This is a genomic window from Streptomyces sp. WAC 06738, from assembly GCF_003945505.1.
Classification (GTDB): Bacteria; Actinomycetota; Actinomycetes; order Streptomycetales; family Streptomycetaceae; genus Streptomyces.
This window is the reverse complement of sequence record NZ_CP029618.1, coordinates 4,086,148-4,101,553: the sequence shown is the minus strand read 5'-3', so window position 1 is coordinate 4,101,553 and position 15,406 is coordinate 4,086,148. Positions and strand designations below refer to the sequence as shown.

The window sequence follows — 15,406 nt, the reverse complement described above, 5'->3', positions numbered from 1 at the left end:
CCGGGTGGCGGGTCCTTAGCGTCGAAAAGCCCCCCGACCCGGCGCAAGGAGAGCACCCGTATGTCCGCATCCACCCGCCGCGGCCTGCTGCGCGCAGGCGCCGCCGCGGCCGTGGCCGCACCGGCCGCCGCGTACGCCGCACCCCGGGCGCACGCCGCACCGCAAGCCGCACCGCAAGCCGCCGCCGAAGGCGCCGCCGGCACCACCGGCACCGCAGCCGCCGGCAGCGCCTTCGGCCCCGTGACCGTACGCCCCGACGACCCCCGCTACGCCTCCCTCCGGCTCCGCGGCTACAACCACCGCCACGCCTCCCACCCCTCCCGGATCCGCCTCGTCGGCACCACCGCCGACGTCGTGCGCGCCGTCTCCGACGCCTTACGGACCGGGGGCCGCGTCGCCGTGCGCAGCGGCGGGCACTGCTTCGAGGACTTCGTCGACCACCCCGGCACCGACGTGATCATCGACATGAGCGGCATGCGCGCCGTCGGCTACGACCCCGCGCGCCACGCCTTCGCCGTCGAGGCCGGCGCCACCCTCGCCGAGGCGTACCGGCGGCTCTTCCTCGGCTGGGGCGTCACCGTTCCCGGCGGCACCTGCACCGGCGTGGGCGCCGGGGGGCACGTCGCGGGCGGCGGGTACGGCGCGCTCTGCCGGCTGTACGGGCTGACGGTGGACCACCTGTACGCCGTCGAGGTCGTCGTGGCCGACCGGTCGGGCCGGGCGCGGAGCGTCGTCGCCACCCGGGAGCCGTCGGACCCGCACCGGGACCTGTGGTGGGCGCACACCGGGGGCGGGGGCGGCAGCTTCGGCGTCGTCACCCGCTACTGGTTCCGCTCCCCGGACGCGGCCCCGGGCGCTGAGCCCGGTGACCTGCTGCCGCGGCCGCCCGCGACCGTCCTCACGTACTCCCTCACCTGGCGCTGGGCCGACCTGGACGAGGACGCCTTCGTCACCCTCATGCGCAACTACGCCCGCTGGGGCGAGCGCAACTCCGCCCCCGGCTCCCCCGCCGCCGCGCTCTACGGCGAGTTCGCCATGACCACCTCGCCGGGCGGCACCCTCGGCATCGCCGGCCAGGTCGCCGCAGGCGACACCGAAGCGCGCCGGCTGCTGGACGACCTCCAGGGCACGCTCACCGGCGGCCGGGGCGTACCGCCGCCCGCGCGGGAGGCCGAGACGCTGCCGTGGCTCTCCGCGACGCTCGCGCACAGCGGCGCCGACTCCGTCCCCTTCGCCGCCCGCATGAAGATCAAGTCGGGCTACCGCCGCCGCGGCTTCTCCGCCGCCCAGCTCACCACCCTCTACGAAAGCCTCACCGACCCCGCCTACGACAACCCCTTCGGCAGCGTCTTCCTCAACACCTACGGCGGGCAGGTCAACGCCGTCTCCCCCGGCGCGACCGCGATGCCGCACCGCGACTCCGTCTTCCTCGCCGGCTTCCTCACCGGCTGGACGGGCGAGGACGAGGACGAGCGGCAACTGCGGTGGCTGCGCGAGCTGTACGGCAAGCTGTACGCGCGGTCGGGCGGCGTACCGGCGGGCCCGGACGACAGCGGGACGTTCATCAACTACCCGGACAACGACCTCGCTGACCCCGCTCACAACACCTCGGGCACGCCCTGGCACACGCTCTACTTCGGCGCGGACGGCTACGCGCGGCTCCAGCGCGCCAAGGAGCGCTGGGACCCGCGGAACGTCTTCCACCACGGGCTGTCCGTACGGCCGCTGACATGATCGGCGCATGAAGGTACTTGTGATCGGTGCGACCGGAACGGTCGGCAGTGCTGTCGTCCGCGTGCTGGAGGAGGCTTCCCACGACGTCGTGAAGGCGTCGCGCAGCGGTCCCGTGCGGGTGGATCTGGAGGATCCCGCCACGCTGGACGGGCTCTTCGACGCCGTGCCGGACCTCGACGCGCTGGTCTGCTGTGCGGCCGGCGGCCCGCTGGTGGACCTGGGTGCGGTGACCGACGACGAGTTCGCCGCGGGGCTACGGGGCAAGCTCCTCGGCCAGGTCGCCCTCGCCCGGCGGGCCATGCACCGGCTCCCGGACGGCGGCTCCGTCACGCTGACCGGCGGCACGTTCGCCGCGCCGCTGGCCGGCGGGTCGCTGGGAGCCCTGGTCAACTCCGGCCTGGAGGGCTTCGTCCGCAACGCGGCCGCCGAGATGCCGCGCGGCCTGCGGATCAACCTCGTCAGCCCGGGGTGGGTCGCGGAGACGCTGGCGGGCCTGGGCATGGACCCGGCCGGCGGCACGCCCGCCGCGGAGGTGGCGCGCGCGTACGCGGAGGTGGTGGCGGGCACCGCGCAGGGGCTGACCATCCGGCCGTGACAGGGGGCGGCCGGGCGGCGGCCCGGGAGCCGGGGCCGGGGCCGGGCACGCACGGCGCCCGGCTCCGGCTCCCGGCGCTCGTACGATCGTTTCCATGCTGACGCCGCCCGCTTCCGTGACCGACCGGGACGTGCTGCGGGCGGTGGCCCGGTACTGGCTGCCGGAGGCGGACGAAGTGGCGCACCTGCCGTGGGGCTTCGGGGCGTACCACTGGCGGGTGGCGGGCGGCGGCACGGTGCTCTTCGCGACGCTGGACGCGCTGGCGCCGCGGCACTCGGCGGCGTCGCTGGAGGCGGCGTACGCGGGGGCGGCGGCGCTGGCGGCGGGCGGGCTGGAGTCGGTGTGCGCGCCGCTGCGGACGCGGTCGGGGGCGGGCGCCGGGGCGTTCACGGTGCCGTACGGGGACGGGGCGCTGAGCGTCACGCCGTGGGTCGAGGGCCGTACGCCGACGGAGGCGGAAGCGGCCGGGCCGGCGCACGCGGCGGAGGTCGTACGCGCCCTGCGTGCCCTGCACGCCACCGCCGTCCTGCCGCCCGCGCTGCCCGTCTGGGCGCCGCGGGTCGGCCCCGGCTTCGCGGCCGGCCTGCGGGCCCGTACCGCGGAACCCTGGACGTCGGGGCCGCTCGCCGAGGAGGCCCGCACCGCCCTCGCCGCCCACGGCGACGCCATCGCCCGCTGGACCGACCGCTACCTGCACCTCGCCGGCGCCGCCCGCGCCCGCCGCGCCTCCTGGGTCCCCACCCACGGCGAACCGCACCACGCCAACCAGCTCCTCACCCCCGCGGGCCTGCGCTTCGTCGACTGGGAGTCGCTCGCCCTGGCCCCGCGCGAGCGCGACTTGGCCGACGTGCCGCCCGCCCTGCGGGACGCGCTCGACCCGGACCCGGCCATGCTGGAGCTGTTCGCCCTGGACTGGCGGCTCTCCGAACTCGACGAGTACGCCCGCTGGTTCACCGCTCCGCACACGGGCACGGCGGACGACCACACGGCGCTGGCCGACCTGCACGAGGAACTTGCGGGATGAGTCCCCGGCCGTGACCGGGATACTGCGGAGAAAGCTCCCCGCCTCCGTGACGCGGAGCGGGGGGACCGCAGGGCGACGGGCGGTTGATGACCATGATGCGCGCCACCGGGACGGCCGCGATGGCGGCGTCGGACGTCGTGTACGTGGAGGGCTGGATCCCCGCGGTGCTCGTCCTCGCCTTCGTCTTCGCGTACGTCGCGTACACGGACGGCGGGTGGAACGTCGCCGCCGGGGTGGCCGTCCTCGTGGTCTCGGGTCTGTTCGCGTTCCTCATGTGGAGATCGCTGACGGACTATCCGCTGACGTACAGGAACGGCGACCGCCCGACGCTGAACGTGGACGGGACGGGCCTGTACCAGGTCTGGGACCTGGCGCCCGGAGCGGGTGTGAGCACCGTCCTGGAGGCCGACGGCGGCTCCGACGCCGGGAAGCTCGCCGGCGACGTGAGCGTCGGCCACGGCTGCGAGGCGGCGCGCGTCCGCTGGCGCATCAGCGCGGGCGACCCGGCCGACGAGGCGTCCGCCGGCATCTCCCGCGCCGACGCGCCTTTGGCGTCGGGGACGTTGGGCGAAGGCGAGCGGCGCGGGCTCGGCGACGTACCGCTGCGGCCGGAGCCGCCGGACGCGGTACTGCTGACCGCGGTGCGGGTGGACGACGCGACCTGTGACACGACGCTGACCTGGGAGAACCCCGGCTTCGAGGGCCCGGGGCACGGCAAGTTCCGCTTCGTCTTCCCGGTGCCGAGCGAGTGACAGGGGGAACGGCGCACGAACGGCGGGCCCGCCCGGGGGCGGGCCCGCCGTCTTGCGGGACGGGGGTGCCGGTCAGCAGCTCAGGCGGTCGCCCGGGGTGACGCCGAGGATCTGGGTGAAGCGCTGGTAGTTGTTGATGCGGCTCTGGACCTGCGCGGGGTTGCCCCCGTTGCACTCCAGGGCCCCGTTGATCGAGCGGATCGACTCACCGAAGCCGGCGCCGGTGGTCATCGCCGTGTGCCCGGACATGGTGCCGGGGCCGCTCTGCGTCATCCAGTACCAGAGGCCGGTCTGCCAGGCCACGGCCGGTTCCCGCTCCACCCGCCAGGGGTTGGTGAGCAGGTCGAGGCCGAGCGCGTCGCCCGCAGCCTTGTAGTTGAAGTTCCAGCTGAGCTGGATGGGCCCGCGGCCGTAGTACGCGGCCTGGCCCGCGGGACAGCCGTAGGGCTGGGTCGCGTCGCAGTAGTGGGGGTAGTTGGCCTGGTTCTGCTCGACGATGTGCACGAGGCCGCCGGTCTCGTGGCTGACGTTGGCGAGGAAGGCGGCGGCTTCGCGGGCCTTGGTGGTGTTGTCGCCGGTGTTGGCGAAGGCGGGGTAGGACCGCATGGCGGTGGTGAGGCCCGCGTACGTGTAGAAGGGGTTCCGGTTCGGGAACATCTGGTTGAACTGGGCCTCCGTCACGAAGCCCCCGGGGCCGGGACCGGGGTCGCTGCCCCCGCAGGTGCCCTGGTCGGCCCAGACGCCCCACTGACCGGTGGTGCCGGGGGTCTCGCCCTGGGTCCACCACTTGGCCTGCCAGTTGTGGCCGTTGTGGGAGACGACGTTGCCCTGGGTGTAGACGGCGCCGCTGTTCCACGCGGCCGCGCAGGCGGCGGCGCTGGCGGTGGTGGCGGTGGCGAGGGGGACGAGCACGGCGATGAAGGCCACCGCGGCGAAGGCGGCGACGAGGCCCCGGATCCGTCTGCCGAGTCTGCGGCGCAGGTGTACGTGCACGTGTGTGGCTGACACGTCATCACATCCTGTCAGTGGGGGTGTACGTGGCATGGTGGAGCAAAGCCCATTGGTCTGGACCTGTCAAGGTCTAGACCAACAAATACCCCGAGGATCAGCACACCGGTCTACGGCCCCTCACCAGCAAGGGCTTTCTATGGCGGCGGCGGGCGGCAAGTTCCGGCCCGCCAGGCACCGTTGACCACCGCTCTGAGCAGCCGTACTTTCTGTCCGTTTGGTTTCTCAGCCGGTCGGACAGCCGGACCGACCGCCGTTCGGCGGCGGGTTCCCCGGCCGGACCCCGACCGCCGAGCCGGGAGGTACGCACGTGCCCCAAGAAGCCACCCCGCCAGCCGGTCCCGTACCCGCGCGCGGTCCCAGCAGACGCAGCCTCGGCCGCGCGGCCGTGGCCGTCGCCGCCACCCCCGTCCTCGCCGGTACGTGGCAGGCGCTCACCGCCTCCACCGCCGCGGCCGCCGACGGCGCGGCCGACGGCGAGCAGAGCCGGGCCTGGACCGGCACCTGGGCCTGCGCCGAGACGACGGTGCCCGCCGCCGACGCCACCGCCTTCGCCGACCAGACCCTGCGCCAGGTCGTCCACACCAGCACCGGCGGGCGCGCGCTCCGTATCCGCCTCACCAACAGGTACGGCACGGAACCCCTCGTCGTCGGCGAGGTCCGCGTCGGCCTCTCGGTCCCCGGCGACGGCACCGCCGTCGTCCCCGGCACCGACCGCGCGGTGCGCTTCGGCGGCCGTACGCCGGTGACGCTGGCGCCCGGCACCCGGCAGTGGAGCGACCCGGTGTCGCTGGACGTGCCGACCGCCGCGGACCTCGCCGTCAGCGTCTACCTGCCGCAGCCGACGCCGGCCGACACCGTGCACAGGTCGGCCTTCCAGCGGAACCACGTCGCCGCGGGGAACGTCGCCGCCAAGCCGGCCGTCGACGCCCAGCGCACCGTCACGAGCTGGTACTTCCTCGCCGGCGTCGCCGTCGCCGGGGCCGCCCCGGACACGGACGCGGGTGCCGGCACCGGCTCCCGCCAGGCGATCGTCGCCTTCGGCGACTCCATCACCGACGGCTCCGCCACCACCGTCGGCGCCAACCGCCGCTGGCCCGACGTCCTCGCCCGCCGCCTCCGCGACGAGGCCGGCCGCACCGGCACCGGCGTCCTCAACGCCGGCATCGGCGGCAACCGCCTCCTCCGCGACCCCAACCCGCCCCCCGGCTCCAACGCCGAGAGGTACGCCCCGTACTTCGGCGAGGCGGGCATCCGCCGCTTCGCCCACGACGTACTCGACCAGCCGGCCGCCCGGCACGTCGTCGTGCTCCTCGGCATCAACGACCTCGGCCACCCGGGCCGCGACGCCCCCCGCGACGAGGAGGTCACCGCCGCCGACCTCATCAACGGCCACCGCAGCCTCATCCGCCAGGCGCACGCCCGCGGGCTGCGCATCCACGGCGCGACGGTGCTGCCGGTGGAGGGCGACGACCTCGGCTTCTACACCCCGGAGCGGGAAGAGGTCCGGCAGACGGTGAACGACTGGATCCGCACCGCGGGCGAATACGACGGCACCGTCGACTTCGACGCGGCCACCCGCGACCCGGCCCAGCCGCGCCGCCTGCTCCCGGCGTACGACAGCGGCGACGGACTGCACCCGAACGACGCGGGGATGGCGGCGATGGCGGCGGCCGTCCCGCTGGACCTCTTCACCTGAGCCGCACCCTGCGAGCGCCCCCTGAGCAGCACGAGGGCCGGCCGGCGTCACCGCCGGCCGGCCCTCGTTCCGTACGGGCCCGCGGAATCAGTCCCGCTGCGCGCCCTCGGGGAGCTGGCGGAGCTGCATCGTGCTCGCGGTGCGCGTGCCGAAGCCGTAGTCCAGGAGCTTGGCCGCGTCCTTGTAGCGGTCGCTGGCGTTGAGGACCACGCCGATGTACGTCTTGCCGTCGCGCTTGGCGGTGAAGACGAGGCAGGGCCCAGCCGGCGTGGTGGTGCCGGTCTTCATGCCGTTGGCGCCGCTGTACGAGCCGAGGAGCTGGTTGGTGTTGTACCAGGTGTAGGTGCGGCGGTTGCCGTTGGTGGCGGTGCCGTAGCGCACGGCCTTCGTCTTGGAGATGATCTCGCGGAACTTGCTGGAGTAGCCGTACGCGCTCTTCGCCAGCTTCGCCATGTCGCGCGGCGTCGAGTAGTTGTCCCCGGTGGAGGAGACGCCGTCGAACGAGTCGAAGTGGGTGTTCGTCATCCCGAGGAAGTCGGCCTTGGCGTTCATCTTCTTGATGAACGACTTCACCCGCGCCGAGGTCGTGCTGCCCGAGCCGTAGGTGTCGGCCAGCGCGTACGCGGCGTCGCAGCCGGACGGGAGCATCATCGCGTACAGCAGGGTGCCGACGGAGACCTTGTCACCGGCCTTCAGATCGGCGGTGCTGGCGCCCCTGTTGACGACGTAGTCGCGGTACGCCTGCTTGATGGTGACCTTCTTGTCGAGGTTCAGGTCCGGCTGGCTGAACACCACCCGCGCGGTCATGATCTTCGTGGTGCTGGCGATCTGCCGCTTGGTGTCGGACCCCTTGCCGAAGACCTTCGCGCCCGTCGACCCGTCCATCAGGAACGCGCCCTTGGCGGAGACCGTGGGCGCGGCGGCGGCCTCGGCGGCGCTCGCCGGGGACGCCATCGGCGCCACGGCCAGCAGGGCGCCCGCGGCCACGGCCCCGGCCGTCGCCTTGCGGAACCGGGTACCCGTGCGGCGCGGGCGGACGCTGTGTTCTGTTGTTGTCAAGGCAGTTGCTCCGATGCTCCGAATGTCGGTGAGCGGCGCGCTTGCACGCTGCGCGCGGCGCCGGCGTGAACGTCACGGCGGGCGCGGCGGCTGCGCCGCTCTACTCCTGACTCACGAGAGGGCCCGATGGATGTACGACGATAGGCGTGATTTCCGTGCGTCCGGAAGGGGCGTACGAATTCTCCCGTGGCGCCGCCGCGTTCTTCGCACCGGGGTCGGCGGCGGGGGCGTACGGGCGGATTCGCCTCGCGGGCGCGCAGAGGGTTGACATGTACGCGGAGGGCGCGCTTTCTTACTGACAAGTCAGTAACTTCTGTTGGCAGAGTCGCCCACCGAGGAGTTGCCCGCATGCATGGCCGTACCCTCCGGCGTGCCTTCGGCACGCTCGCCGGCACCACCGCGGCGGCGGTAGCCGCCACCGTCGCGCTCCCGCTCACCGCCGCCTCGGCGGCCGAGCGGCCGCCCTTCTACGAGCCGCCCGCCGCGCTCCCCGCGGCCGACGGCGACGTCATCCGCGCCGAACCGTCCGTCTACTACCTCGACCCGCTGAAGACCCTCAAGGTCGACGCGAACGTCCAGCGCGTCATGTACCGCTCCACCGACGGCCAGGGCGCGCCCATCGCCGTCACCGGTACCGTCATCACCCCCAAGTCCGCCTGGTCAGGGCCCGGCGAGCGGCCCGTCATCGGGTACGCCGCCGGCACCCAGGGCCTCGGTGACCAGTGCGCGCCCTCGCGCCAGCTCGCCAACGGCACCGAGTACGAGGGCCTGTTCGTCAAGGGCCTCCTCGCCCGCGGCTACGGCGTCGCCATGACCGACTACGAAGGTCTCGGCACCCCCGGCCTGCACACGTACATGAACCGCGCCGTCCAGGGCCATGCCGTCCTCGACTCCGTACGCGCCGCGCAGCGCCTGCCCGCCGCCGGGCTCCCGGACGACGGGCCCGTCGCCGTCTACGGCTACTCCCAGGGCGGCGGCGCGGCCGCGTCCGCCGCCGAACTCGCCCGCTCCTACGCCCCGGACCTCGACGTCAGGGGCGTCGCGGCGGGCGCGGTCCCCGCGGACCTGGCCGCGGTCGGCCGCAACCTCGACGGCTCGCTGTACGCCGCGTTCCTCGGCTTCGCCGTCGCCGGACTCGCCGAGGGCTCGGAGGTCGACCTCGGCCCGTACCTCAACGACCGCGGCCGGCAGGTCATGGCCGAGGCGGCGGAGACGTGCACGGCCGAGGCCGTGCTGCGCTATCCCTTCCTGCAGTCGAAGACGCTCACCGCAGACGGGCGGCCGATCACCGACTACATGGACGCGTCGCCGTGGCGCGAGGTGGTGGCGGAGCAGCGGATCGGCGCACGGAAGCCGGAGGTTCCGGTCTTCGTCTCGCACAGCATGCTGGACGACGTGATCCCGTACGGGGTCGGGAAGAAGCTGGTCGCGGAGTGGTGCGCGAAGGGCGCGACGGTGGACTTCTCGACGAACGTCGCGCCGACGCACGTGGGCGGCGCGGTGGCGTCGTACCCGGCGGCGTACGGCTGGCTGGAGGGCCGCCTGGCCGGCAAGCCGGCGCCGGACGACTGCTGAGCACCCGAGGCGCCCCGGGCCCCGCGGCCCCCGGGGGCCGCGGCAGGTCCGCCGTCGTGGGGCGCCCCGGGTGGGCGTCCCACGACGGGGGCGGCGGCGCCGGGGCCCGGTGTCAGGGCTTGCGCGCCACGCCGCCGTACGCGGCCACCTCCGGCCGCTTCTCCGCCGCCGGGTCCGGCCGCCAGTCGGCGATCTTGCCGAATCCCGGCTCGACGAACTCCAGGCCCTCGAAGCACGCGCTGATCTCGGCCTGGGTCCGCGGGTAGTACGGATCCGGGCTGCCCTTGGCGTACTCCTCGCAGAGGGCCACGTACGGCTTGCTGTCGACCGTGCCGTCCCACAGGATCAGGTAACTGCCGGCCGGCACCGCGTCCGTCACCGTCCGCACGATGCGCCGCATGTCGGCGTAGCTGCGGGCGTGGCCGAGGACGCCCATGAACATCACGGCGACCGGCTCGCCGAAGTCCAGCGTCTTCCGCGCCTCTTCGACGATCCGCTCCGGGTCGTGGAAGTCGCAGTCGACGTACGCGACGGTGCCCTCCGCGCTCACCGGCTGGAGCAGCGCCTCCGCGTGCCGCAGCACCGACGGGTCGTTGTCGACGTACACCACCCGCGACTCCGGCGCGATCCGCTGGGCGACCTCGTGGGTGTTCTCGGACGCCGGCAGCCCCGTGCCGACGTCGAGGAACTGCCGCACGCCCGCCTCCCGCGCCAGGTGGGCCACCGCCCGGATCAGGAAGCCGCGCGACGCCTTGGCCATCGTGCCGATGTCCGGATCGATCGCCAGGCCCTGCTCGCCGACCGCCTTGTCGACCGGGTAGTTGTCCTTGCCGCCCATCCAGAAGTTCCAGATCCGCGGCGACGACGGCACGCTGGAATCGATCACCGGGGGTTTCGAGGGCTGCGACACGGCCAACTCCTTCTGCTCCGACAGGCGGCACCGGGGCACGTCCGCCCCGGGCGCCGCCGCGGAGACGCCGTGGGCCCCGCGACCGGGCCCCGGAGGGGCCCCTTCGACCACGAACCCTACCGGCCAACTTACGGACAGTGACCGTAAGTTGAGCGAAGTCGCCCGCTCAGGACCCCGATTGTTCCGGGAGTTGCCCCGGGCGTACGGAACTGTCGATTCCGCGCAGGAGCACGCCGCCGGCGAGCTGGAACGCGGCGAGAACGGCGAGGAGCTGGGCCGGCGAGAGCGCGGAGGCCGCGGCGGCGGTGAGCGCGGCTCCGGCGGAGGCGGCGGTGGTCTTGAGCCCGGCGCCGAGGGTGAAGACCTGGGTGCGCACGGCGGGCGGCGCGTGGTCGGCGCGGATCCGCAGGGTGGCGGCGAGCAGCGGCCCGTCGCAGAGCCCGGCGAGGCAGAAGAGCACCACGCAGAGCGGATACGGGGCGGAGGCGGCGGCGCCGAGGAGGGCCGCCCCCGTACCGACGAGGCAGACGGCGGCGAGCCGCACGTCGGAGACCCCCGCCCCGCGCCGCGCGGCACCCAGCGCCCCGGCGAGCGCCCCGGCGGCCAGCACGGTGAGCAGCACGCCGCCACCGCCGGGGTAGCCGCGCTCGTCGGCGAGGAGCACGGCGGCGGGCGCGAGCCCGCCGATGCCGACGAAGGCGAGGGAGGTGGCGGCGGTGATCCCCCGGAGCGCGGGTATCTCCCAGAGCACCCGCAGCCCGCCGAGCAGTTCGCGCCAGAGCGCGGAAAGGCCCCGGCAGCGGAGGTTCCGGTCGGCGGTGGGGCGGGGGCCGTCCCCCGCGCCCTCCGTCTCCCCGGCGTCCGGCGCCGTGCCCGTCCGCGTGCCGGCGTCCGGTGCGGCCTTCGGCACCGCCCCTCCGGCCGGTCGCGGCGCCCGGAGGGTCGTGGCCAGGCCCGCGGCGCCCGCCGCCGACACGGCGAGGGTCCCCATCGCCGGGCCCGCGCCCCACACGCCCGCCGTCGCCGTCACCGCGGCGGGGGCGGCGATGCCCGCCGCGTTGTACGTGGCCGCGTCCAGGGCGTACGCGCGGGCGCGGGCGCCAGTGCCGGGGACCAGGCCCGCGAGCAGGCTCGACAGCCCGCCGGTGACCATCGGTCCGCAGCAGCCGCCCAGCGCCGCCACGGCGAGCACCACCGGCACGGGGGCGCGGCCGAGCGTGAGGGCGACGCCCGCGATCGCGGCGGCGAAGAGGGCGAGCGCGGCGACGTGGAACGCCGCACCCGCACCCCGCGCCCGCGCGGCGAGCGCCCCGGTCAGCGGGGCGGCGACGGCGTGCGGCGCCATCCACGCCGCGAGCACCGCCGCGCCCTGCGCGGCGCTGCCGGTCCGGTGGAGCGCGAGCAGCGTGACGGAGACGGCCATCCCGTCGTCGGCGAGCCGGGCGCAGGTGGCCGTGGCCAGATACCCCCGCAGCACCCGCCCCATCGCCCCGCCTCCTGTCCGGCCGCCCGGCCCCGCCGTTCGAGAGCACTGCTCCCGCCCGCGAGCGGCGATCGCGAGACGGAGCACCGTCCGTCGCAGAGCACCGCTCTTAGTAACGGCTTATCGGATCAAGACGTTACACTACCGTCGGCCCGCCACCCCGCCCAGCCCGAGCCCAGGAGCACCGATGCCCCCGCCCCCACCCCCCGGCCACGGCTTCCGGCCCGCGCAGCGGCTCCTCGACATCGCCAACGCCGTCCGCCGCGACCCCCGTATCCCCCGCGCCGGCCTCGCCCGGATCCTCGCCGACCACGGCGAGACGCCCGCCGACCTCGCGCCCGGCGCCTTCTCCGACGCCGACGCCGACGCGCTGCGCGGTGCCGCCCGGCGCATGACCGCCGTGCTCACCGAGCCCGACCCCGACCGCGCCGCCGCCGCGCTCAACGAGGTGTTCGCGGAGTGCGGCGCCCGCCCGCGGCTCTCCCGGCACGGCGACCACCCCTGGCACCTGCACGTGGACCGCGGCGACGACGCCGGCTGGGCCGACTGGTTCCTCGCCTCCGGCGCCCTCGCGCTGGCGCAGATCCTCACCGAGTACGGGCAGCCGGCCTGGGGCGAGTGCGCCGCCCCCGACTGCACCGTCCTCTACCTCGGCACCGGCCCCGGCAGCGCCCGCCGCTACTGCTCCCCGGCCTGCGCCTCCCGTACGCGCGTCGCCGCCCACCGCCGCCGGCGGCGTGCGGAGCAGACGGCCGGCCGCGCCGGGCAGGCCGGGCAGCCGGAGCCGACCGGCACCTGACCCCCTCGCCCGCCGCCTCCACCCCTTCGTCCCGTTTGCGCGCTTCCTCCGCTCTTGTTTCAGTGAGGTGAGGCCCAGGCTCCACCCCACCCACCGCCGCGGAGACTCCCCTATGTCCCTCTCGCCCCTCGGCTCCTACGGCTCCTCCGACCCGTTCTCCGATCTGCTCAACCGCTTCTTCGGCATGTCCCCCGCCACCTCGCCGCCCGCCGTCCAGCGCGTGCCCATCGGGCGGCTCCTCACCGACTCCGCGCGCGAGCTGATCGGCCGCGCCCAGCGCCGCGCCGAGGAGGACGGCAGCGTCGACCTCGACACCGAGCACCTGCTCTGGGCCTGCACCCAGGTGGACCCCGCGCGCTCCGTCCTCGCCCACGCCGGGGCCGACCCCGACGAGCTGGCCAGGGCCGTCGCCGAGGCGCTGCCGGGGGAGGGGAGCGCCGCGTCGGCGGAGCCGGAGCTGACCCCCGCCGCGAAGCGGGTGCTCCGCGGCGCGGTGGCCCGCTCGCAGGCCAACGGCACGTCGTACATCGGCCCCGAGCACATCCTCGGCGCCCTCCTCGACGACCCGGACGCCGGCGCCGCCCGGCTGCTCGGCGCGTACGGCACGGACACCGACCGGCTCCGTACCGGTGCGGAAGCCGCCACCGCCCACCGCGTCGCGGGCCCCGCCACGGCCGCGGGCCGCCCCGCCGCCCCGGGCGGTGCGCAGCCGCGGAGCGAGACACCGACGCTCGACGAGTACGGCCGCGACATCACCGCCGAGGCGCGCGCCGGCCGGCTCGACCCCGTCGTGGGCCGCGCCGAGGAGATCGAGCAGACCGTCGAGATCCTCTCCCGCCGCACCAAGAACAACCCGGTCCTCATCGGCGAGCCCGGCGTCGGCAAGACCGCCATCGTCGAGGGCCTGGCGCAGCGCATCGAGTCGGGCGACGTGCCGCAGACGCTCGCCGGCAAGCGCGTCGTCGGCCTGGACCTGGCCGGTCTCGTCGCGGGCTCGAAGTACCGCGGCGAGTTCGAGGAGCGGCTGAAGAAGGTCATCGAGGAGGTGAAGAAGACCGAGAGCAGCACGATCCTCTTCATCGACGAGCTGCACACCGTCGTCGGCGCGGGATCCGGCGGCGAGGGCGCCATGGACGCGGGCAACATGCTCAAGCCCGCGCTCGCCCGCGGCGAGCTGCACGTCGTCGGCGCGACGACGATCGACGAGTACCGCAAGCACGTCGAGAAGGACGCCGCGCTGGAGCGCCGCTTCCAGCCGGTGCTGGTGCCGGAGCCGACCGTCGCGGAGACCGTGCAGATCCTCGAAGGGCTGCGGGACTCGTACGAGGCACACCACCAGGTCCGCTTCACCGACGAGGCGCTGGCCGCCGCGGCCGAGCTGTCCGACCGCTACGTCTCCGACCGCTTCCTGCCCGACAAGGCCATCGACCTCGTCGACCAGGCGGGCGCGCGCGTCCGGCTGCGCTCGATGGGCCGCAGCACCGAGGTGGCCGACCGCGAGGACCGGCTGGCGAAGCTGCGCCGGGAGAAGGACGAGGCGGTCGCGGCGGAGAAGTACGAGAAGGCGTCGCAGCTCAAGGAGCGGATCGCCGAGACGGAGGCGGAGCTGGCGGGCGTCGAGGAGCGGCGCGAGGGTGTGATGGAGGTGACCGCGGACGACATCGCCGGGGTGCTGTCGCGCTCGACCGGCATCCCCGTCGCGCAGTTGACGGAGAGCGAGAAGGACAAGCTGCTGAAGCTGGAGGACGCCCTGCACGACCGGGTCGTCGGGCAGGACGAGGCGGTGGTGGCGGTCGCCGAGGCGGTACGCCGCGGGCGGGCCGGCATGAGCGACCCGGACCGGCCGACGGGTTCGTTCCTCTTCCTCGGCCCGACCGGCGTGGGCAAGACGGAGCTGGCGAAGGTGCTGGCGGACCTGCTCTTCGGCGACGAGAACCGGATGATCCGCTTCGATATGAGCGAGTTCCAGGAGCGGCACACGGTCTCGCGGCTGCTGGGCGCCCCGCCCGGCTACGTCGGCTACGACGAGGCCGGGCAGTTGACGGAGAAGGTGCGCAGGCGCCCGTACAGCGTGCTGCTCTTCGACGAGATCGAGAAGGCGCACCCGGACGTCTTCTCGGCGCTGCTCCAGGTGCTGGAGGACGGGCGGCTGACGGACGCGCAGGGTCGGACGGTCGACTTCCGCAACACCGTCGTCATCATGACCTCGAACATCGGCGCCCAGCGGATCCTCGCCCACAAGGGCCGTGTCGACGAGATCCGCGACGAGCTGATGGAGGACCTGCGCGGGCGCTTCCTGCCCGAGTTCCTCAACCGCATCGACGAGGTCATCATCTTCCACGGGCTGACGGCCGACGACCTCGCCTCGGTGGTGGACCTGCTGCTGGACCGCAGCCGGCGGCGGCTGCGCGCGCAGGAGGTCGACCTGGAGGTGACGGAGGCGGCGAAGAAGCGCCTCGTCGCGCTCGGGCACCAGCCGGAGTTCGGCGCCCGGCCGCTGCGCCGCACGCTCCAGCGGGAGCTGGACAACCGGATCGCGAACCTGCTGCTCGACGGCTCGGTACGGCCCGGGGACACGGTGCTGGCGGACGTGGACGGGGAGAGCGGCGAGCTGGTGTGCACGCTGGCCCGGCCGCGGAGCTCGAAGGCGGAGACGGCGGAAGGGGCCGGCGTGGAGCGCGAGGAGGGCGGGCCGACGGGGCTGCGGGACGCGGCGTAGGCGGGTTCCGGCGGCGCGGGGCGGGGCGTTCGTGCCGTACGTGCCGGGC

General features: G+C 74.7%; 12 protein-coding genes. 8 read left to right on the top strand and 4 right to left on the bottom strand.

Going from position 1 to position 15,406, the window contains the following annotated elements:
* Positions 1-60 precede the first annotated feature (60 nt).
* The 4 genes from DMB38_RS17705 (at position 61) to DMB38_RS17690 (ending at position 4,105) form a co-directional block, all read left to right on the top strand.
* The gene (locus DMB38_RS17705; RefSeq protein WP_125936003.1) at positions 61-1,734 is read left to right on the top strand and encodes an FAD-binding protein; all 1,674 of its coding nucleotides are present in this window, start codon (positions 61-63) and stop codon (positions 1,732-1,734) included.
* A gap of 7 nt (positions 1,735-1,741) precedes the next feature.
* The gene (locus tag DMB38_RS17700) at positions 1,742-2,329 is read left to right on the top strand and encodes a short chain dehydrogenase (RefSeq protein ID WP_125936002.1); all 588 of its coding nucleotides are present in this window, start codon (positions 1,742-1,744) and stop codon (positions 2,327-2,329) included.
* Positions 2,330-2,423: 94 nt separating this feature from the next.
* Entirely contained in the window at positions 2,424-3,353 is a 930-nt protein-coding gene (locus tag DMB38_RS17695) for an aminoglycoside phosphotransferase (protein WP_125936001.1), read from the top strand.
* Positions 3,354-3,439: 86 nt separating this feature from the next.
* Complete coding sequence (locus DMB38_RS17690) at positions 3,440-4,105, top strand: hypothetical protein (protein WP_125936000.1); 666 nt, start codon at positions 3,440-3,442, stop codon at positions 4,103-4,105.
* A 72-nt stretch (positions 4,106-4,177) separates the two neighbouring features.
* On the opposite strand, the gene DMB38_RS17685 is transcribed toward DMB38_RS17690, so the two are convergent.
* Entirely contained in the window at positions 4,178-5,098 is a 921-nt protein-coding gene (locus DMB38_RS17685; protein WP_125939105.1) for a glycoside hydrolase family 19 protein, read from the bottom strand.
* A 325-nt stretch (positions 5,099-5,423) separates the two neighbouring features.
* Between DMB38_RS17685 and DMB38_RS17680 the strand changes: the two genes are divergently transcribed.
* Positions 5,424-6,812 (top strand): SGNH/GDSL hydrolase family protein, encoded by a 1,389-nt coding sequence (locus DMB38_RS17680; protein WP_125935999.1) that lies wholly within the window; start codon positions 5,424-5,426, stop codon positions 6,810-6,812.
* Positions 6,813-6,899: 87 nt separating this feature from the next.
* Here the strand turns inward: DMB38_RS17680 and DMB38_RS17675 are convergent, their stop codons facing one another.
* Positions 6,900-7,766 (bottom strand): serine hydrolase, encoded by an 867-nt coding sequence (locus DMB38_RS17675; protein WP_164716206.1) that lies wholly within the window; start codon positions 7,764-7,766, stop codon positions 6,900-6,902.
* A gap of 453 nt (positions 7,767-8,219) precedes the next feature.
* Here DMB38_RS17675 and DMB38_RS17670 point away from each other — a divergent pair, with 453 nt between their 5' ends.
* Positions 8,220-9,446: a lipase family protein gene (locus tag DMB38_RS17670; protein ID WP_125935997.1), complete on the top strand. Its 1,227-nt coding sequence runs from the start codon at positions 8,220-8,222 to the stop codon at positions 9,444-9,446.
* 112 nt (positions 9,447-9,558) lie between these two features.
* On the opposite strand, the gene DMB38_RS17665 is transcribed toward DMB38_RS17670, so the two are convergent.
* Positions 9,559-10,356: an SAM-dependent methyltransferase gene (locus DMB38_RS17665; protein ID WP_125935996.1), complete on the bottom strand. Its 798-nt coding sequence runs from the start codon at positions 10,354-10,356 to the stop codon at positions 9,559-9,561.
* 166 nt (positions 10,357-10,522) lie between these two features.
* Positions 10,523-11,842 (bottom strand): MFS transporter, encoded by a 1,320-nt coding sequence (locus tag DMB38_RS17660; RefSeq protein WP_125935995.1) that lies wholly within the window; start codon positions 11,840-11,842, stop codon positions 10,523-10,525.
* Positions 11,843-12,026: 184 nt separating this feature from the next.
* On the opposite strand from DMB38_RS17660, the gene DMB38_RS17655 reads away from it, so the two are divergent.
* Both DMB38_RS17655 and DMB38_RS17650 read left to right on the top strand, forming a co-directional pair.
* On the top strand, positions 12,027-12,638 hold the full coding sequence (locus tag DMB38_RS17655) for a CGNR zinc finger domain-containing protein (RefSeq protein ID WP_125935994.1): 612 nt from the start codon (positions 12,027-12,029) through the stop codon (positions 12,636-12,638).
* 112 nt (positions 12,639-12,750) lie between these two features.
* Positions 12,751-15,357, top strand: a complete 2,607-nt coding sequence (locus tag DMB38_RS17650; RefSeq protein WP_125935993.1) for an AAA family ATPase — start codon at positions 12,751-12,753, stop codon at positions 15,355-15,357.
* The last annotated feature ends 49 nt before the right edge of the window (positions 15,358-15,406 follow it).

What these genes read in the sequence shown, in the direction of transcription:
- DMB38_RS17705 (WP_125936003.1), top strand. Translation starts at nt 61, where the DNA reads ATGTCCGCATCCACCCGCCGCGGCCTGCTGCGCGCAGGCGCCGCCGCG.
- DMB38_RS17700 (WP_125936002.1), top strand. Translation starts at nt 1,742, where the DNA reads ATGAAGGTACTTGTGATCGGTGCGACCGGAACGGTCGGCAGTGCTGTC.
- DMB38_RS17695 (WP_125936001.1), top strand. Translation starts at nt 2,424, where the DNA reads ATGCTGACGCCGCCCGCTTCCGTGACCGACCGGGACGTGCTGCGGGCG.
- DMB38_RS17690 (WP_125936000.1), top strand. Translation starts at nt 3,440, where the DNA reads ATGACCATGATGCGCGCCACCGGGACGGCCGCGATGGCGGCGTCGGAC.
- DMB38_RS17675 (WP_164716206.1), bottom strand. Translation starts at nt 7,766, where the DNA reads ATGGCGTCCCCGGCGAGCGCCGCCGAGGCCGCCGCCGCGCCCACGGTC.
- DMB38_RS17670 (WP_125935997.1), top strand. Translation starts at nt 8,220, where the DNA reads ATGCATGGCCGTACCCTCCGGCGTGCCTTCGGCACGCTCGCCGGCACC.
- DMB38_RS17660 (WP_125935995.1), bottom strand. Translation starts at nt 11,842, where the DNA reads ATGGGGCGGGTGCTGCGGGGGTATCTGGCCACGGCCACCTGCGCCCGG.
- DMB38_RS17655 (WP_125935994.1), top strand. Translation starts at nt 12,027, where the DNA reads ATGCCCCCGCCCCCACCCCCCGGCCACGGCTTCCGGCCCGCGCAGCGG.
- DMB38_RS17650 (WP_125935993.1), top strand. Translation starts at nt 12,751, where the DNA reads ATGTCCCTCTCGCCCCTCGGCTCCTACGGCTCCTCCGACCCGTTCTCC.